The 20,417-nt window shown below is 74.4% G+C and carries 3 protein-coding genes; all 3 read right to left on the reverse strand.

Annotated elements, in window-relative coordinates:
• Positions 1-10: 10 nt before the first annotated feature.
• From Q5425_RS05025 to Q5425_RS05035, 3 genes are read right to left on the reverse strand one after another with little or no spacing between them, the layout of a single operon-like run.
• Positions 11-1,369 carry a serine hydrolase domain-containing protein gene (locus tag Q5425_RS05025; protein ID WP_308670902.1) on the reverse strand — a complete coding sequence of 453 codons (1,359 nt, stop codon included), beginning with the start codon at positions 1,367-1,369 and terminating at the stop codon, positions 11-13.
• A 52-nt stretch (positions 1,370-1,421) separates the two neighbouring features.
• On the reverse strand, positions 1,422-1,622 hold the full coding sequence (locus tag Q5425_RS05030; RefSeq protein ID WP_013224966.1) for an MbtH family NRPS accessory protein: 201 nt from the start codon (positions 1,620-1,622) through the stop codon (positions 1,422-1,424).
• A 30-nt stretch (positions 1,623-1,652) separates the two neighbouring features.
• A complete protein-coding gene (locus tag Q5425_RS05035) occupies positions 1,653-19,343 on the reverse strand; it encodes a non-ribosomal peptide synthase/polyketide synthase (RefSeq protein WP_308670903.1) in 17,691 nt (5,896 codons plus the stop codon).
• Positions 19,344-20,417: the final 1,074 nt, after the last annotated feature.

Raw genomic sequence — 20,417 nt, forward strand, 5'->3', positions numbered from 1 at the left:
GGACGGGAGATCAGGAGGCGCGGCGGCGGCGCCGGGCGACGCGGCCCCCGGCCTGCATGGCGCTGACGGTCCCGGTGGCCGGGTCGGTCAGGAAGCGGCCGCCGATGATCCGGCGGCCGGTGCCGGGTTCGCGCACCGAGAACGAGCCGTCGCGCAGCAGCGCGAGCTCCGGGTAGACCTCGCCGTCGACGACGAGCACGGCCCCGCCGTCCGCGCGGACGTCCACCTGGTACTCGAGGTCGCCGTTGGTGTAGCGGCCCGACAGGTCGGCGGCCGGGCGGGCGGCCCGGTCGAGCTCGCCGGGCAGCTCGTAGTCGCCGACCGGGAGGCCGTCGGCGCGCAGGGCGGCGACCAGGTCCGTCCACAGTGCCGCACCGGTGCTGCCGTTGGTGGTGAGCGCGACGACCCGGCCGTGCTCGGCGTCGATCCGCAGGTGGCAGGAGGTGCCGTCGGCGGTGCCGTCGTGGCCGGTCCAGTCCGCGTCGGCGCCGCGGTAGCCGGCCAGGCCGAGCCCCCAGGCGTCGGCCAGCCCGAACGGCTCCGCCCCCGGCACCGGACGGCGCATGAGGTCGACGAGGTCCGCCGGCAGCGGGCCGGCACCGCCGCAGACCATGCGGCCGAAGGCGGCGAGGTCCTCGGCGCTCAGCGCGAGCGCCCCGGCCGCCGCCTCGGCGGGGGTCAGGGTCTGCGCGACCGGCCGGGCCCGGCCGGTCGCCGCGTGCACGGCGTGCCCGCTGACGTGGCCGCCGGTCCGGCGCCGCGCGCCCGGCTCCACGACGAACGCCGGCGTGATCCCGAGTTCGCCGAGCAGCAGGCTCTCCATCGCCTCGTGCCAGCTCATCCCGGTGATGGCCTCGACCACGTAGCCGGTGAGCACGTAGCCGACGTTGGAGTACGAGAAGCCCAGGCCGGGCGGCTGGACGAGCCCGGCGTCGCGGCAGGCCCGCAGGTACCGGCGGGCCGAGCCGCCGTCGGCGGCGGCACCGAGCGCGGCCGGCAGCCCGCCGGTGTGGCTGAGCACCTGCCCGACGGTGGGTCTGCCGACCTGCGGGCCGAGCCCGTCCAGGTGCTCGGCGAGGGGGTCGTCCGGGTCCAGGTCGCCGTCGGCGACGAGCAGCATCGCCAGCGCCGCGGTGAACGCCTTGGTGATCGAGCCGACCGGGAACTTCGCCGTGGCGGCGATCCCGCCGGTCACGGCGGAGCGCGTCCGGCCGCCGTCGTGCACGACCAGCTGGGCGGCGGGTACGCCGTGGCGGTGGGCCAGGCCGGTCAGCAGCCGCTGCAGCCGGGCGTCGGTCGTGGACCGTGGTTCCGGGACATCCCGGACCGGCACCCGCAGGGACTGGGAGAACGTCGAAGGAGAGGGCATGGGCGGGAACCTTCCGCGTCGGTTCGGTGGGGACGGCGGGGACGGCGGCGGCTCAGCCGTCGGCCGCCATCTGCCGCTGCAGGCTCAGCGGCCGCATGTCGGTCCACACCTCGTCGACGTGGTCCATGCACTCCTGGCGGCCGCCGCGGAACCCGTCGGCGCGCCAGCCCGCGGGGACCTCGTTGGCCACCGGCCACAGCGAGTACTGGCCCTCGTCGTTGACCAGCACCTGGAATTCGGCGTCGTCCTGCATGTGCGTTCACCTTCCTGTAAGGGGTTTTGTTCAGTGGTCTTGGCCGGCGGCGAGCCGCTCGAGGTCCTGCAGGACCCGTTCTTCGACGAGCTCCGCCAGCGCCAGCACGGTGCCGGCGGTGAGCACGTCCTTGGGGGTGAGCTCGACGTCGAAGGCGGACTTCGTCATCGAGGTGATCCGCAGGCTGCGCAGCGAATCGCCGCCGAGGGCGAAGAAGTTGTCCTCGACGCCGACCCGGTCGAGTTCCAGTGCCTCGGCCCAGATGGCCGCGAGGACCTCTTCGGTCTCGGTTTCCGGGGCCGCGTACCCGGCGCTTTCCTCCGGTGCGGCCGGGGCGGGCAGGGCCCGCCGGTCCAGCTTCCCGTTGGCCGTCAGGGGAAGCGCGTCGAGCCGGACGAACGCGGCGGGCACGAAGTGGGCCGGCAGGGCGGCGGCGACGTGTTCCCGCAGCCCGGCGCCGGGCTCGCCCACCACGTAGGCGATCAGCCGCTGGCCGTCCGCGACGACGGCGGCGTCGCGGACGCCACTGTGCTTGCGCAGCACCGCCACGATCTCGCCGGGCTCGATCCGGAAGCCGCGGATCTTGACCTGGTCGTCGGCGCGGCCGAGGAACTCGAGGGTCCCGCCGGCGCGCCACCGGACCAGGTCGCCGGTGCGGTACATCCGCTCCCCCGGCGCCCCGAACGGATCGGCGAGGAACCGCGTGGCGGTGAGTCCCGGCCGGTCGAGGTACCCGCGGGCGAGCCCGGCACCGGCGACGTACAGCTCCCCCGCGGCCCCGATCGGCACCGGCCGCAGTGCGGCGTCGAGGACGCGGACGCGGGTGTTGCGGATCGGGCGGCCGATCGGCGGGGTGGCCCCGGGTTCGAGGGGGTCGCTCCAGGTCGCCACCACCGTGGTTTCGGTGGGCCCGTAGGCGTTGATCATCCGGCGGCCCGGCGCCCAGCGGGCCACCAGGTCGGCCGGGCACGCTTCGCCGCCGACGACCAGCGTGCGGAACGCGGGCAGCTCGACGTCGGGCACGCTCGCCATGGCCACCGGCGGGATCAGCGCGTGGGTGACGCCTTCGTCGCGCAGCACGGCGGCGAGGTGGTCGCCGAGCAACGGCCCGGGCGGCGGTACGACCAGGGCGGCGCCCGCCGGCAACGCCATGCACAGCTCCAGCACCGAAGCGTCGAAACTCGGCGACGAGAACTGCAGCACGCGGTCGCCCGGCCGGACGTCGAAGTGGGCGATTTCGGCGCTCGCGAAGCTCGCCAGGCCGGCGTGGGTGACGACGACGCCCTTCGGGGTGCCGGTCGAGCCGGAGGTGTAGATGACGTACGCCGGCGCGGTCAGCGGCACGGACGGGGCCACTGGGGCGGCCGCGCCGTCGGCCTCGGAGCCGTCGAGGACGAGCACGTCGGCCACCGGCAACGGCGTTCCCGGCTTGGTCACCACGACGACCGGCTTCGCGTCGGCGAGCATGAACGCGATCCGCTCGGCGGGGTAGTCCGGGTCGACCGGCAGGTAGGCGGCGCCGGTCTTGAGCACGGCCAGCTGCGCGACGACGATCTCCACCGACCGCGGCAAGGCGAGCGCGACGATCCGCTCGGGACCGGCCCCCCGCGCGGCCAGCAGCCGGGCCAGCCGGTCGGCGCGGGTGTCGAGTTCGGCGAAGGTGAGCCGTTCCTCGCGCGAGACCACCGCGACGGCGTCCGGGGTGCGGGCCGCCTGGGCCTCGATCAGCTCGGTGAGGGTGACCGGCGGGACCTCGTGGTGGGTGTTGTTGAAGCCCACGAGGAGCTGGTCGCGTTCGGCGGCGCCGACCACATCCAGGTCCCGCAGCGGCCGGGCCGGGTCTTCGGCGATCGTCTCCAGGAGGTGTTCGAGCTGCCGGGCCAGCCGCTCGACGGTGGTTTCGTCGAACAGCGCCGGGTCGTAGCCCAGGCCGAGCGACAGGCGCGGGCCGGGGGCGGCCACGACGCTGAGCGGGTAGTTGGTCGTCTCCATCGCCTGCAGGTCCCGCAGCCGCACGCCGTGCGCGGCGACATCGTCCGCGGTGACCGGGTAGTTTTCGAACACCACGAGGCTGTCGAACAGGTTCCGGCCGCCCTCGACGCCGCTCCAGGCCTGCACCGCGGTCAGCGGGACGTGCTCGAACCGGCGCGATTCGGCTTGGGCCGCCTGCAGGCCGCGCAGCCAGCCGGCGACCGGGGCCGCCGGGTCGGCGGTGACCCGCACCGGCAGGGTGTTGATGAAGATGCCGGTGATGTCGTCGACGCCGGCCAGCCCGGCCGGGCGGCCGGACACGGTGGCCCCGAAGCAGACGTCGTCCTCGCCGCTGTGCCGGGCCAGCAGGAGCGCCCAGGCGCCCTGCACGAGGGCGTTGGCGGTGAGCCGCTCGCGGCGGGCGAACGCCGCCAGCCGGCCGGTCGCTTCTTCGCCGAGGTCGCGGCTCACCCACGTCGACGAACTCGATTCGTGGGTGGCCGTGGGGATCCGGTCGTAGGGCAGCGGCGTCGGCTCGGTGACGCCGCCGAGTTCGCGGCGCCAGTATTCTTCGGCGCCGTCGGCGTTCTGGCCGCTGAGCCAGGTGACGTAGTCGGCGAACGGACGGCGGTGCGGCAGGGCGGGTGCCGTGCCGTCGCGCAGCGCCGCGTAGGCGGTGCAGACGTCGGACAGCACCTGGAAGACGCTCCAGCCGTCCAGCAGGACGTGGTGGAACGTCCAGACGAGCTGGACGGCGTCGTCCGGCAGGCGCGCCAAGGTGACCCGCAGCAGCGGCGCGGCCGCCAGGTCGAACGGCTGGGCCCGGTCACTCGCGAGCAGCTCGCGCAGGGCTTCCTCGCGGTCGCGGTCCCGCCAGTCGAGCTCGGTGACCGGCACCCGCGCTTCGCGGTGGACCACGAGCAGCGGCTCGGGGACGTCCTCCCACACGACGCTGCCGCGCAGGACCGGCGTCCGGTCGACCACGTGCTGCCACGCCCCGGCCAGGAACCGCGGCTCGGCCACGCCGTCGAGGACGGCGGTGACCTGTTCGAAGTAGACGCCCTGGGATTGCTGGGAAAGCCCGTGGAAGACCATGCCGGCCTGCATCGGGGTGAGCGGGTGGATGTCGCTCACGCCACGGCCGTCGCCGGCGATCCGGTCGATCTGCCGCTGGTCCAGCCCGGACAGCGGGAAGTCGCTCGGGGTGCGCCCGCCCGCACCGGGTCCGGCGCAGTGCGCGACGGCTTCGCCCAGCGCGGCCACCAGTTCGGCGGCCAGCTTCTCCACCGTCGCGGCGGTGTGCGTGTCGCGGGAGTAGTACCAGGTCAGCTCCAGGGTTTCCCGGTCGACCCGGCCGACGACGTCGAGCAGGTGCGCCCGGCCCGCGCCCTCGCCGACCGCAGAATCCAGGCTGCCGGCGGCGCCGTCGAGGCGGCCGAGGTAGTTGAAGCTGATCCCGGGCTCCAGCGTGGGCGCGGTCCCGGTCAGGTACCGCAGCGCACCGAAGCCGACGCCGCGGCGGGGCACCGCGCGCAGCTGTTCCTTCACCGACTTGAGCAGGACGCCCCAGTCGTCGTCGATGCGCAACGCGACCGGGTACAGCGAGGTGAACCAGCCGACCGTGCGGGACAGGTCGACGTCGTCGAACAGCTCCTCGCGGCCGTGGCCCTCCAGGTCGATCAGCACGCCGTCGCGGCCGGTCCAGCGGGCCAGCACCCGGCCCAGTGCGGCCAGCAGCACGTCGTTGACCTGCGTCCGGTAGACGCCCGGGACGTCCTGCAGCAGCGCCCGGGTCAGCTCGGCGTCCAGCCGCGTGGTGACCGTGCCGGTGCCGTCGTCCGCGGCGCCGGCGTCGACCGGCAGGGAGGCGTCGACGGCGAGCGCGGCGCGCCAGTACGGCAGTTCGTCGTCGAAGCCGCCGGCCTCGGCGTGCGCGGCGAGCCGGTTGGCCCAGTCGCGGAACGAGGTCGTCTTGGGCGGCAGCGGGCCACCGCGGTAGGCGGTTTCCAGGTCCTCCAGGAGGATCCGCCACGAGACGCCGTCGACGACGAGGTGATCGACCGTCAGCCGCAGGACCGCGGGCTCCAGGAGTTCGGCGGTGAGCAGCGGCCCGCTCGCCACGTCGATCTCGGCCCCGAGGATTTCGGCCGGTTCGGCCGGGGCGTTTTCCTGGCCGTCGCCGGTGAACCGCATGCGCAGGGCGTCGTGGTGCTCGACCAGGGTGGCCAGCGCCTTGCGCAGGGTCTCGACGTCGAACGGCTCGGCGCGCTCGAGGCGGACCGACTGGGTGAACGCGGCCGGGTCCCCGAAGCCGCCGTCGAAGAACCAGCGCTGGATCGGGGTCAGCGGGGCGGGGCCGCTGACCGGGCCCTGCTCGGCCACGGTCACCGCGGCCGAGCCCGCCGCGACGGCGAGCGCGGCGACGGTCTGGTGGGCGAACAGGTCCCGCGGGGTGAGCGCGAGGCCGTGGCGCCGGGCCCGGGAGACGACCTGGATGCTGAGGATCGAGTCGCCGCCGAGCTCGAAGAAGTTGTCCTCGACGCCGACGCCGGGCACGCCCAGCACGTCGGTCCAGACCTCGGCGAGCAGGCGTTCGGTCTCCGTGCGCGGCGGCACGTACCCGGCCACCGGCTCCGCGGCGGGCTCCGGGAGCGCCTTGCGATCGACCTTTCCGTTGGCGCTCAGGGGAAGCGCGTCGAGCGTCACGAACGCCGAAGGGACCATGTAGTCGGGCAGGTCCCGCTGCAGCCACGCCCGCAGGTCCGGCTTTCCGGCCGTGACGACGTAGGCGACGAGCCGCCGGTCCCGCGCGACGACCACGGCTTCGGTGACGTCCGGGTGCGCGGCCAGGACCGTCTCGATCTCGCCCAGCTCGATCCGGAAGCCGCGGATCTTCACCTGGTCGTCGGCCCGGCCGACGAACTCCAGCACGCCGTCGCCGGACCAGCGGACGACGTCGCCGGTGCGGTACATCCGCTCCCCCGGCGCCCCGAAGGGGTTGGCCACGAAGCGTTCCGCGGTGAGCCCGGGCCGGCCGAGGTAGCCGCGGGACACCCCGGCCCCGGCGATGAACAGCTCCCCCGTCACGCCCGGCGGAACCGGCCGCAGCCCCTCGTCGAGGACGTAGGCGGCCATGTTGTCCAGCGGCCGCCCGATCGGCATCGCGTCCGGCACCGCGGCTTCGGGGGCCAGGAAGTGCCGGCTGGCGAAGGTGGTCGTCTCGGTGGGGCCGTAGCCGTCGACGACGGTCAGCCCCGGGCAGGCCGCGCGCACCTGCCGGACGGCCGCGGCGGGCACGACGTCACCGCCGGTCCACACCTCGCCGGCCCCCCGCAGGCAGCCGGGGTCTTCCTGCGCCAGCAGCCGGAACAGCCCGGCGGTCAGCCACAGCGCGGTGACGCCGTGCCGGGTGATGACGTCCCGCAGCACCTCGGCATCGACGTCCCCCGGCGGGGCGACCACCACGCGGCCGCCGTTGAGCAGCGGCACCCACACCTCGTACGTCGAGGCGTCGAACGCCTGCGGCGAGTGCAGCAGCACGGTCCGGTGTGCCTCACCCGCGAACGAGCGGTCCGAGGCCAGGGCCACGATGTCGCGGTGGGTCACCGCCACGCCCTTCGGCTGGCCGGTCGACCCGGACGTGTACATCACGTACGCCAGGTTTCCGGGCCGCACGGGGACATCCGGCGCACCCTCCGGGCCGGTCTCGTCCACCCGCACCGACGGTCCACTGTGGATGTCCTGATAGGACTCCGCCGCGATGACCACGGAGACGCCCGCTTCGGCCAGGACCAGGCGCATCCGGCTCGCCGGCGCGCGCAGGTCGACCGGGACGTACGCGGCCCCGGCCGTGAGCACCGCCAGCTCGGCGACGACGAGGTCGGCCGATCGCTCCAGCAGCAGCCCCACCCGGTCCTCCACCCCGACACCCAGCTCGCTCAGCCGGGACGCGAGCCGGCCGGCGCGGGCGGCCAGCTGCGCGTAGGTCAGGTCGTCGACCGCCGGAGCGTCCGGCGTCCGGCGGACCTGGTCGGCGAACCGGCTCACCACGGTGGCCTCGGCGACCGGGTGCGCCGTGTTGTTGAAGGTCCGCAGCACCTTCTCGCGGTCGTCGCCGGTGAGCAGGTCCAGCTCGCCGACCCGCTGTTCCGGCTGCGCCGCGATGCGCTCCAGGACGAGCAGCAGCTGCCCGGCCAGCCGGTCGATCGTGGCCCGGTCGAACAGGTCGGGGTCGTGGTCGAACGACACCGTCAGCCGCTCGCCCGGCGTGACGACCACGCTGAGCGGGTAGTTGGTCGGCTGCAGCTCGCCTTCCTCGTGCAGGCCGATCCCGTGCTCGGCCACGGCGTCGGTGTCGAACGGGTAGTTCTCGAAGACCAGGATGCTGTCGAACAGCGTGGTCCCGCCCGCCCAGCCCTGCAGCTGGGCCAGTGACACGAAGTCGAACCGGCGGGAGCGGGACTGGGCCGCCTGCAGGTCCCGCAGCCACTGCGCCACGGTGAGTCCGTTGTGGACGGTGACGGGGGCGGGCAGGGTGTTGATGAACAGCCCCGCCATCGCTTCGACGCCCGGCAGGTCGGCGGGCCGCCCGGACACGGTGGTGCCGAAGACGACGTCGGACTCCCCGCTGGCGCGGGAAAGCACGAGCCCCCACGCGCCCTGCACGATCGTGTTGAGCGTCAGGCCGGCGCGCCGCGCCAGCTCTCGCAGTCCCTCGGCGGGCGCCGACACGCGGACCGACGCGGCGGACCGCGCGCGGTGGGCCTCCACCGGGCGGCGGTCGTACGGCAGCGGTGTCGGCGTCCGCAGCCCGGCGAGCTGCTCGCGCCAGTGGGTTTCGGCGGCCGTGGTGTCCTGTTCGCCGAGCCAGCGCAGGTATTCGCGGAACGGCGGGCGGTGGCCCGGCGTGGTGGCACCCGCGTACCGGGCGCACACCTCGCCGAACACCTGCGCGGCGCTCCAGCCGTCGAGCAGCACGTGGTGGAACGTCCACACCAGCAGCACGTCGCCGCCGGGCAGCCGGGCGAACGCCAGCCGCAGCAGCGGGGCGGCCGTCAGGTCGAACCCGCGCGCGCGATCAGCCTGGAGGAACCGCTCCTGCTCCCGAACGCGCTCGGCGTCGTCCAAGCTCGTCCAGTCGAGGTGGACGACCGGGACTGCGGCGGTCCGCTCGACGAGCTGCACGGGTTCGTCGAGGCCGTCCCAGACGACGCGGCTGCGCAGCACCGGCGTGTCCGCGACGACCTGCTGCCACGCACGGGCCAGGCGCTCGGGGTCGGTGACGCCGGTCAGCCGCAGCCGCACCTGGTTGAGGTAGGTCCCGGCCTCGCCGTCGACGAGGCTGTGGAAGACCATGCCCGACTGCATCGGGGTGAGCGGGTAGATGTCCTCGACCGTGCGGCCGGTGCCGGCGAGGCGGTCCACTCCTGCCTGGTCGAGGCGGGCCAGCGGGAAGTCCGACGGCGTCCGGCCGCCGGCGTCCGGGCGGGCGCAGTGCCCGACGATCCCGGTGAGCGCTTCCAGGAGCGCGCCGGCCAGCCGGCGCACGGTGGCCTCGGTGTGGACGCCCGTGGAGTACATCCAGGTCAGTTCGAGCTCGTCGCCGACGACCGCGCCGACGACGTCGAGCTGGTGCCCGCGGGTCTGCTCGGGGTGCGCGGCCCCGCCCAGCCCGCCGCCGTGGTCGAAGCGGCCGAGGTAGTTGAAGCTGATCCGGGGTTCGAGGCGCGGAGCGGTACCGGTGAGGTACCGCAGAGCGCCGTAGCCGATCCCGCGGCGGGGAATCGCGCGGAGCCGCTCCTTCGTCGTCTTCAGGGCTTCGCCCCAGTCTTCGCCGGACGAGGTCAGCTCGACCGGGAAGATCGAGGTGAACCAGCCGACGGTGCGGGAGAGGTCGAGGCCCGCGAACAGGTCTTCCCGCCCGTGGCCTTCGAGGTCGACCAGGACGCGCTCGCGGCCCGTCCAGTCCCGCAGGACGCGGCCGAGCGCGGTGAGCAGGACGTCGTTGACCTGCGTCCGGTACGCCGCCGGCACGTCGTGCAGCACCGCGCGGGTCGCTTCCGCGGGCAGCCGCACGACCACCGAGCGGGCCGAGCCGTAGGTGTTTTCGCCCGCCGCGTCGACCGGCAGGGCGGGGTCGGCGTCGATCGCCGCCCAGTGGCCGAGTTCGTCGTCGAAGAAGCCTTCGGCCGCGTGGCTCGCCAGGGTGCGGGCCCAGTCGCGGAAGGACGTCGTCCGCGGGGCGAGCCGGCCGCCGTCGAAGAGGGTTTGCAGGTCCTCCAGGAGGATCCGCCACGACACGCCGTCGACGACCAGGTGGTGCGCCTCCAGCGTCAGCGTCGTGCCGGACAGCTCGGCCCGCAGCAGCGGCCCGGTTTCGAGGTTGATGGTGGCGCCGAGGACATCCCCGGCGTCGGGCGCGTGGTGCTGGCCGTCCGGGGTGAACCGCAGGCGCAGGGCGTCGTGGTGCAGCTGGAGATCGCGCAGCGCGCGGCGCAGCACGGCCGGGTCCGGCGGGGCGGGCAGTTCCACGGAGACGGACTGGGCGAACCGTTCCGGGTGCACCGGCCGCGGGTCGAGGTACCAGTGCTGCACCGGCGTCAGCGGCACCTCGCCGGTGACCGGCCCCGCGTCGGCGGCCGCGGCGGGCGCGGCCGGGGTGGCGGCGAGCGCGAGCGCGGCGACCGTCGGGTGGTCGAACACCTGGCCGGGCATCAGGTTCAGACCGGCCCGGCGGGCCCGGGAAACCACCTGGATGCTGAGGATCGAGTCGCCGCCGAGCTCGAAGAAGTTGTCGTCGGCGCCGACCCGGTCGACCCGCAGGACCTCGGCCCAGATGCCGGCGAGCAGCCGCTCGGCGTCCGTGGCGGGCTCGCGGTAGCCGAGGCCGGACACGAAGTCGGGTGCGGGCAGCGCCCGGCGGTCGACCTTCCCGTTTTCGTTCAGCGGCAGGGCCTCGAGCGGCACGAACACCGACGGCACGAGGTAGTCCGGCAGGGACCGGAGCAGGAATTCACGGAGGTCCGGCGTCCCGGTGGTGACGACGTAGGCGACCAGCCGCTTGCTCCCGGCGGACTCCGCCGCGACGACGACGGCCTCGGCGACGTCCGGGTGGGCGGTCAGCGCCGTCTCGATTTCGCCGAGTTCGACGCGGAAGCCGCGGATCTTCACCTGGTCGTCGGCGCGGCCGACGAACTCCAGTACGCGAGCGCTGGTCCACCGGACGAGGTCGCCGGTGCGGTACATCCGCGCACCGGGCGCGCCGAAGGGGTCGGCCAGGAACCGTTCGGCCGTCAGCGCCGGCTGCCCGAAGTAGCCGCGGGCCAGCCCGGTGCCCGCCAGGTACAGCTCGCCCACGGTGCCCGGCGGCACCGGGCGCAGCCCGTGGTCGAGGACGTAGGCCGCCGTGTCGTCCAGCGGCCGCCCGATCGGCAGCACGGCCGGCACCGGCTCGCCCGGCGGCATGGGGAACCGGGTGGCGAACGTCGTGGTCTCGGTGGGGCCGTAGACGTCCACCACGGTCAGGCCGGGGCAGGCCGCCGCCAGCTGCCGCACCGCGGCGGGGGGCACCACCTCGCCGCCGGTCCACACCTCCTCCACGCCCCGCAGGCAGGCGGGATCTTCCTGCGCCAGCACCCGGAACAACCCCGCCGTCAGGAACACCGCGGTCACCCCGTGCGCGGCGACGACCCGGCGGAGCACCTCGGCGTCCAGGTTGCCCCGCGGCGCGACGACGACCCGGCCGCCGCTCAGCAACGGCACCCACGTCTCGTACGTCGACGCGTCGAACGCCAGCGCGGAGTGCATCAGCACGGTCCGGTGGGCGGGGCAGGCGAAGGACCGCTCCCGCGCCAGGCCGACGATGGCCCGGTGGCTGACCGCCACACCCTTGGGCGTTCCCGTCGAGCCCGACGTGTACATGACGTAGGCGAGGTTTTCCGGCCGGAGCACCACCTCCGGCGCGTCGGACGGCTCGGTCCCGGCGTCGTCGATCGACACCACCGGTCCACTGTGGACGTCGTGGGCGAGCGCCCGGCCGGCGTCGTCGGTCACCAGCACGCGGACGCCCTCGAGCAGAGCCGTCAGCCGGCTGCGGGGCGCGCGGGCGTCCAGGGGCAGGTACGCGCCGCCGGCCTTGAGCACCGCGAGTTCGGCGACGACGACATCGGCCGAGCGGCCGAGCAGCAGCCCCACCAGGCCGTCCCGCTGCGCCCCGAGGGCGAGCAGGCGGTGGGCCAGCCGGTTCGCCCGGGCGTCCAGCTCCGCGTAGGTCAAGGTTTCTTCGCCGGTGACGGCGACCGCGTCCGGCGTGCGGCGGACCTGGTCGGCGAACAGCGACGGCACGGTCGTGTCCGGGTGGTCCTGCGCGGTGTCGTTCCACCGCACCACGACGTCGTGGTGCTCGGCTTCGGTGAGCATGCGCAGCCGGGCGAGCGGCTCGTGCGGCCGGGTCGCGAACTCGGAAAGCAGGGTCTCCAGGTGCCGGGCGAACCCGGCGATCGTCTCGGCGTCGAACAGGTCCGGGTCGTAGCCGAACAGGACCTCCAGGCGCTCCTCGCCGGGGTAGGCGACGACGCTGAGGGGGTAGTTGGTCGTCTCCACGCCCCGCAGGTCGCGCAGGCCGAGCTCCGCGGTCACCGGGTAGTTCTCGAAGACCAGCAGGGTGTCGAACTCCCCGCCCCAGGTCTGCAGGCGCGCCAGGGAAAGGTGGTCGTACCGGCGGGCCTCGGCCTGGGCGTCCTGGAGGTCGCGGAGCCAGGCGGCGGCCCCGGCGCGCTCGTCGACGTCGGCGACGACCGGCAGCGTGGTGATGAACATGCCGGTGATCCCGTCGGCCCCGGGCAGGTCGGCGGGCCGTCCGGAGACCGTGGTGCCGAAGCAGACCTCCGGCCGTCCGGTGTGGCGGGCCAGCAGCACCGCCCAGGCGCCCTGGACGAGCGTGTTGAGAGTCAGCCCGTGGCGTTGCGCGGCGGCGCGCAGCGGTCCGGCGGGCAGTTCGATCCGCAGCGAGGCCGTCGACTCGACCGGGTGCCCTGGGGACCGGGGGCGGTCGGTGCGCAGCCGGACCGGCTCGGGCCGGCCCGAGAGCTGTCCGCGCCAGAACCGTTCCGCCGCCGGGGTGTCCTGTTCGGACAGCCACCGGACGTGGTCGCGGAACGGGCGGCGGGCCGGCAGCGGACGCCCGGCGTGCGCCGCCGAGACGTCGGAGAGCACCTGGAAGAGGCTCCAGCCGTCGAGCAGGAGGTGGTGGAACGTCCAGACCACGCGGACCTCGGTCGCCGAGACGCGGGCCAGCAGCAGCCGCATCAGCGGGACCTCGCCCAGGTCCAGGCCGGCGTCCCGGTCGGCCGCCAGCACGGTGTCGAGGTCTTCCGGTGCGGTGGTCCAGTCCCGGTGCTCGACGGGCAGGGTGACCTGCCGGTGCACGACCTGCACGGGCTCGTCGAGGCCGTCCCAGACGACCTGGCTGCGCAGGACCGGCGTCCGGTCCACCACCCGCTGCCAGGCGCGGCCCAGCGCGGCCGGGTCGGGGACGTCGCTCTGCACGAACGTCACCTGCTGGAGGTAGGCGTGGCGGCCGCCGCCGGTGAGCCGGTGGAAGAGCATGCCGGACTGGGCCGGGGTGAGCGGGTAGATGTCCTCGACCGCGCGGCCGTCGCCGGCGAGCCGGTCCACCGCGGCCTGGTCGAGGCCGGCCAGGGGGAAGTCCGACGGCGTGCGGCCGCCGGCGCCCGGTGCCGTGCAGTGCGCGACGATCTCCGCCAGGTGGCCGACCAGGTCGTCGGCGACCGCGCGGATGGTGGTTTCCCGGTGCAGCTGCCCGCCGTAGAACCAGGTGATCTCCAGGCGGCCGCCGGTGACCCGGGCGACGACGTCGACGGCGTGCGCGCGGACGTCCCCGGGGTGCTGCGAAAGCTCGAGTTCCCGCTCGAGCCCCCGGTAGAGCTCGCCTTCGGCCTCGAAGCGGCCGAGGTAGTTGAAGCTGAGCCGCGGGGTCACCGCGGGGGCGGTCCCGGTGAGGTGCCGCAGCACGCCGTAGGACAGGCCGCGGGCCGGGATCGCGCGCAGCTGCTCCTTGACGGACTTGAGCAGGCTCGCCACGCCCGTGTCGGGGACCTCCAGCGCGACGGGGAACATCGACGTGAACCAGCCGACCGTGCGGGACAGGTCGACGTCGTCGAACAGCTCCTCGCGGCCGTGCCCCTCCAGGTCGACGAGCACGCGGCCGGCGCCGCTCCAGCGGCGCAAGGCCCCGCCGAGCGCGGCCAGCAGCACGTCGTTGACCTGGGTCCGGTAGACGCCGGGGACGTCCTGCAGCAGCGCGCGGGTCAGCTCGGCGTCGAGCCGGGTGGTGACCGTGCGGGTGCCGGCCACCGCGGCGCGGTCGCCGGTGTCCGGGTCGGCGTGGTCCAGCGGGATCTGGGCGCCGTCGACCGCCTGCCAGTACGGGAGGTCGCCGTCGAAGGGGTGGCCGGCGAGCCGGTTCGCCCAGTCCTGGAAGGACGTCGTCCGGGGGCTCAGGTCCCGTCCGTGGTAGGCGTGGTCGAGGTCCTCGAGCAGGATGCGCCACGAGACGCCGTCCACCACCAGGTGGTGCACGGCCAGGCGCAGGGTCGTGCCGTTGAGGTCCGCGCGCACCAGCGGGCCGTGTTCGAGGTCGATCTCCGCGCCGAAGACGTCGACGTCGCCGGGCTCGGCGTGGAACTGCGTCCAGCCCGCGGTGGTCTTGCGGAACCGCAGCCGCAGGGCGTCGTGGTGGGCGACGACCGTGTGCACCGCCGCACGCAGCCGGTCTTCGTCGAAGTCTTCGGCGAGCCGCACGCTCAGGTGCTGGACGAAGTGGTCCGGATCGGCCGGCTCGGTGTCGAGGAACCAGTGCTGGATCGGGGTGACGACCACCTCGCCGGTCGCCGCGGACCGTTCGGGCGCGGGCGCGCTCACCCCGGCCGCGGCGGCGAGCGCGGCGATCGTCTGGTGCCGGAAGACGTCCTTGGTGGTGATCCGCAGGCCGGCCTTGGCCGCCTCGGACACGAGCCGGATGCTGAGGATCGAGTCGCCGCCGAGCTCGAAGAAGTTGTCCTCGACGCCGACCTCGGGCAGCCCGAGCGCGTCGGCCCAGATGGCGGCCAGGAGCCGTTCGGTCTCGGTGCGCGGCGCGACGCGGGTGGTGCCGCCGGTCCAGTCGGGGGCGGGCAGGGCGCGCCGGTCGAGCTTGCCGCTGGGGTTGAGCGGCAGCCGCTCGAGCGGCACGAACGCCGACGGCACGAGGTGGGCGGGCAGCGAGGCGCCGAGGAATTCCCGCAGGTCCGCGGGCGCCTCGGGCACGACGTAGGCGACCAGCCGCTGGTGGCCGGCGTCGGTGCGCGCGACCACCACCGCCTCGGTCACGTCCGGGTGCTGCCGCAGCGCGGCCTCGACCTCGCCGGGCTCGATCCGGAAGCCGCGGATCTTGACCTGGTCGTCGGCCCGGCCCAGGTACTCCAGCTCGCCGCGGGCGGTCCAGCGCACGACGTCGCCGGTCCGGTACATCCGCATCCCCGGCTCGCCGAAGGGATCGGCCACGAACCGGACGGCGGTCAGGCCCGGCCGGCCGAGGTAGCCGCGGGCCACCCCGGCGCCGCCGAGGTGCAGTTCGCCGGGCACGCCGACGGGCACGGGCCGCATGCCGCGGTCCAGCACGTAGGCGCGGATGCCGGCGATCGGGCGGCCGATCGGCGGCGTGCGGTCGGTGTCGTGGTACCACGCGGTGGCGTACACAGTGGACTCGGTGGGTCCGTAGATGTTCGCGAGCCGGCTGCCGGGCAACGCTTTCCGGATGTCGTGCAGCGCGTGCAGCGTCAGCGCCTCGCCGGCCAGGACCACGGTGGACGGCCGCACCGTCACCGCGCCCTGGGCCAGCAGCTGGGCGAACGCCGAGGGCACCCCGCTGACCAGGCCGACGGGCCGGCCGGTCTGCTCGCCCTCACCGAGGGCCAGCACGTCCCGGACGATCTCGACGGTGGCGCCGGTCATCAGCGGCGCGAAGATTTCGAACACCGAGACGTCGAAGTTGAGCGACGTCGAAGCGACCACTGTGGACCCGGGGCGGAAGACGTCCCCGAAGTCGTGGCCGGCCCACGCCATCAGGTTCGCGGCGCTGCGGTGGGCGATCACCACGCCCTTGGGGCGGCCGGTCGAGCCGGACGTGTGGATCACGTAGGCGGGGTGGTCCGGGTTCGTGGCGCGGCCGACCGGCTCGGCGGAGGAGCCCTCGAGCAGCGCGGGGTCGTCGAACGCGAGGACGGGAACGGTGCCCGGCCCCCGCCCGTCCCCGGTGAGCAGCAGGGCCGGGGCGGCGTCGTCGAGGATCAGGGCCTTCCGGTCGGCCGGGTAGGCCGGGTCGACCGGGAGGTAGGCCGCGCCGGACTTGAGCACGCCGAGCAGCGCCACGAGGATCCGTTCGGTGCGCGGCAGGGAGACGGCGACGAACCGTTCGGGCGCGGCACCGCGGCCGAGCAGCACCCGGGCGAGCCGGTTGGCCTGTTCGTCCAGCTCGGCGTAGGTGAGCGAGCGGCCATCGCAGACGACGGCGACCGCGTCCGGTGTGCGGGCCGCCTGCGCCTCGAACAGCTGCGGCAGCGTGGCTTCCGGCGCTTCGAGCACCGGCCCGCGGGACAGGTCGTGCAGGTGGGCCAGCTCGGCGCCGTCCATGATCGGCAGCTCGGCCACCGGCCGGTGCGGATCGGCGACCACCGCTTCGGCCAGCACCCGCAGGTGCCCGGCGAAGCGGTCGATCGTCGCGGCGTCGAAGAGCGCGGTGTCGTATTCGATCGCGACCCCCCGGCCTCGCGGCCGGAACTCCAGCACGAGGTCGAACCGGGCCCGGGGGCGGGGCAGATCGTGCTCGCCCAGGCGGAGGGCGCCCGCCTCCCGGGGCCGGACGAGGTCCTGCTGCAGCACCAGCAGGACCTGCACCAGCGGGGTCCGGCTCGGGTCACGGGCCGGCCGCAGGTCGTCGACGACCTGGTCGAAGGGCACTTCGCCGGCGGCGAACGCCGCCAGCGTCGTCTCCTTGACCCGGCCGAGGAACTCGTCGAACGGCTGGGCCGGATCGACCGCGGACCGCAGGACGAGGGTGTTGACGAAGAAGCCGGCGAGCCGTTCGAGCTGCTCGTGGTCGCGACCGGACACCGCGGTGCCGACGGCGACGTCGTCCTGCCCGGTGTAGCGGGCCAGCAGCAGCTGCACGAGGGCGGTCAGCGTCGTGAACAGGGTCGCGCCGGTGTCCTGGCCCAGCTCGGCGAGGCCGGCGGGCAGGTCGTACCGGCGGATCGCGCCCCGGGTGCCGCGCACGGGCGGGCGGGGCCGGTCGGTGGGCAGGTCCAGGGGTTCGAGCCCGGCGAGCTGCTCGCGCCAGTACGCCAGCTGCCGCTCGCGCAGCGGCCCGGCCAGCCGGTCGTGGTGCCAGCGGGAGTAGTCGCGGTAGCCGATTTCGAGCGGGGCGGGCTTCTCCCCCGCGTAGAGCGCGGCCAGGTCGTCGACCAGCACGCCGACCGACCAGCCGTCGGTGATGATGTGGTGCTGGCACAGCAGGAGCAGGTGCTCTTCGGGACCGCGCCGGAGCAGCAGGGCGCGGGTGAGCGGTCCGGTGGCCAGGTCGAAGGGGCGGTCCAGCTCGGCCGCGAGCTGCGCGTCCGGGTCGTCCCCGGCGTCGGCCTCCCGCAGCGGGATGGTCCCCTCGTCGGCGACGACCTGGACGCCTTCGCCGTCGACGGTCCGGAACGTCGTCCGCAGGGATTCGTGCCGCGCGGCCAGCCCGTCCAGTGCGGCACGCAGGGCGTCGCGGTCGAGCGGGCCGGAGAGGGTGAGGCCGACCCCGGCGTTGTATTCGGTACTGCCGGGGTTCTGCTGGTCGAGCACCCACAGGCGGCGCTGGACCGGCGACAGCGGCACGACGGCGCCGGGCGGCACGGGCTCGATCCGGCCGGCCGGGGCGCTGGATCGAGCCGGCAGCAGCTCGGCGAGTTTCGTGATGGTGCGGGCGTCGAACACCACGCGCGGGGACAGCTCCGCCCCGAACCGGGCGCGGATCCGGGCGAGCGCCCGCGCCCCGAGGATCGAGTCGCCGCCGAGCTCGAAGAAGTCCGCGTCGACGCCGACGTCCGGCACGCCCAGCACGTCGGCCCAGATTTCGGCGAGGGCCCGCTCGGCGTCGGTGCGGGGCGCGGTGTGGGCGGCGCGGACCTGGGCCTGCCAGTCGGGGGACGGCAGCGCGTCGCGGTCGAGCTTGCCGTGGTGGGTCAGCGGCATCGCCTCGAGCCCGGCGATGGCGGCCGGGACCATGTACGGCGGCAGCCGGTCGGCCAGTGCGGCGCGCAGCACGGCGGGATCGGCGTCCCCGACGACGTAGGCCACCAGGCGTTTGACGCCGGGCTGGTCCTCGCGGGGGACGACGACCGCCTCGCGGACCCCCTCGTGCCCCAGCAGCACCGCTTCGATCTCTCCGGGCTCGATCCGGAAGCCGCGGATCTTGACCTGGTGGTCCGCCCGGCCGACGAACTCCAGCTCGCCGCCGGGGGTGCGGCGCACGACGTCGCCGGTCCGGTACATCCGCTCGCCGGGTCCGGCGAACGGGTCGGCCACGAACCGGCTCGCGGTCAGTCCCGGCCGGTCGAGGTAGCCGCGGGCCAGTGCGGGGCCGGCCAGGTAGAGCTCCCCGGTGGCGGCCGGGCGCAGCGCCTCGTCGAGCACGTACGCGGCGGCGCCCGGCAGCGGGCGGCCGATCGGCGGCGTGCCGCCGGGGACCAGCGGATCGCTCCAGGTCGCCACGACGGTGAACTCGGTGGGGCCGTAGGAGTTGATCATCCGGCGCCCGGGTGCCCAGGTCCGCACCAGCTCGGGCGGGCAGGCGTCCCCGCCGACGATCACCGTCCGGAAGCCCGGCAGCGAGGCCGCGTGCTCCGCGGCCAGCGTGGCCAGCGCGACCGGCGGGATCAGGGCGTGGGTCACCCCTTCGTCGCGCAGCACGGCGGCGAGGTGCTCGCCCAGCAGCGGGCCGGGCGGCGGCACGACCAGCGCCGCCCCCGCCGGCAGGGACATGCCCAGCTCGAGGATCGACGCGTCGAAGCTCGGCGAGGAGAACTCCAGGACCCGGTCGCCGGGCCGCACGTCGTACTGCTCCCGCATGGCCGCGAAGAACCCGGCCAGGCCGCGGTGGGTGACGAGCACGCCCTTCGGCACGCCGGTCGAGCCGGACGTGTAGATGAGGTAGGCCGGGTGGTCGACGGCCAGCGGGCGCGTCCGGTCGGCGTCGGTGGGGTCGCCGTCGGGCAGGCCGTCGAGCAACCCGGGTGCACCGAGGTCGAGGACGGTCTCCACGCCGGCCGGACGGGCGGACGAACGGGTCACGACGAGCACCGGCCGCGCGTCCGCGAGCATGAAGGCGATCCGCTCGGCGGGCTGGTCGGGGTCGACGGGCAGGAACGCCGCACCGGCCTTGGCCGCCGCGAGCTGTGCGACGACGAGGTCGGCCGACCTCGGCAGGACGAGCGCGACGACCTCTTCCGGGCCGGCGCCGTGCCGGATCAGCAGCCGGGCCAGCCGGTTCGCCCGTGCGTTGAGCGTCGCGTAGGTCAGGGTGCCGTCGGCGCCGGTCAGCGCCGGTTCCCCGGGGGTGCGGGCGGCCTGCGCCTGGAACAGCCCGGCGAGGGTACGCGCGGGTACCGATCTGTCGTCGCCGTCGGCAGGAACCGAGACGTCGTATCGCGGCATTGCGGAAACCTTTCGAGCACGGGGTGACGTCAGCGCAGGGCCGTCCGGGCGCTGGGAGAGGACACGCAGGGGTGGCCTGCGACCTGGGAATTCACGGAAACGGCGGCCGTCCGCCGTCTTTTTGCCACTCGTTCAACAAATCGGCCCGGCGTGCCACACACCGGGCGAACCCGCAGGAACGAGCGCGAGACACATTGATCCTTTCCAGCGCGCCGGCCGCGCGACGGCTCCCGGAAACAGTTCCGATTTCGACGGCACCCCCGCCGCGCCGTTCAGGCAGCAGCGACCGCCGAACGCGCGCGACAACCAGCGTTCTTCGTGCAACAGGTCGGTCACCCGGCAGTCAAGTACCCCCAAGACCAGCCGGATTGGCATCACGCTACCCAGTGAAAGCCCCGCTCGTACCGCCGAACGGAGCATTGGCAAAAATGTCCAAAAATCGCGTGGCTTTGCCCAGACAGCGAGTAGTACGACGTCGATTAATGTTCACTCTTCTGCCGGAAAATGTTACCTCGATTGGGAGGTTTGACTTTCCGGCAGAGCGCTCACCTGGGAAGATACTCCCGGCAGCCGGGTGACGAGCGGAGCCGGGCGGGGAAGTAAGCGCGTATCGGAAGTCGTGTTCCAGCTTACGCCACATCACCCGTTTGGCGGGTAACGCGGAAGACCCGGTCACATCGGTGAAATGATCGATTGAAGACAGCGGCTCCAAGCGCCTACTACAGATCTTGCGCCGTCTCGTCAAGCGGGCAAAGCCGGCCCCGGAATGCGGGGACCGCCGGGCGTCCGGATGATCTTCCGCCGAGCGCGGGCAGCGGCCTCACCGCGCCGGGGCCGAGATCACCGGGCCGCCGGGGCGGCGACCCGGACCGCCGGACCGGTGACCGCCGGCGGCCCGGACGGCCGGACCGATGACCGCCGGCGGTCCGCTCGCCACCGGACCCACCGACGGCGTCCGCCCCACCCGGCAGCGGAACCGGCGGAACCGGCGGAACCGGCGGAACCGAATACGCGAGCCGCCGGGCAACCGGCGGTTCCGCGTTCACGCGCCCGGCACGACACACTCCCGGGATC

It is taken from the genome of Amycolatopsis sp. A133 (genome assembly GCF_031082405.1).
In the GTDB taxonomy this organism is placed as follows: Bacteria; Actinomycetota; Actinomycetes; order Mycobacteriales; family Pseudonocardiaceae; genus Amycolatopsis.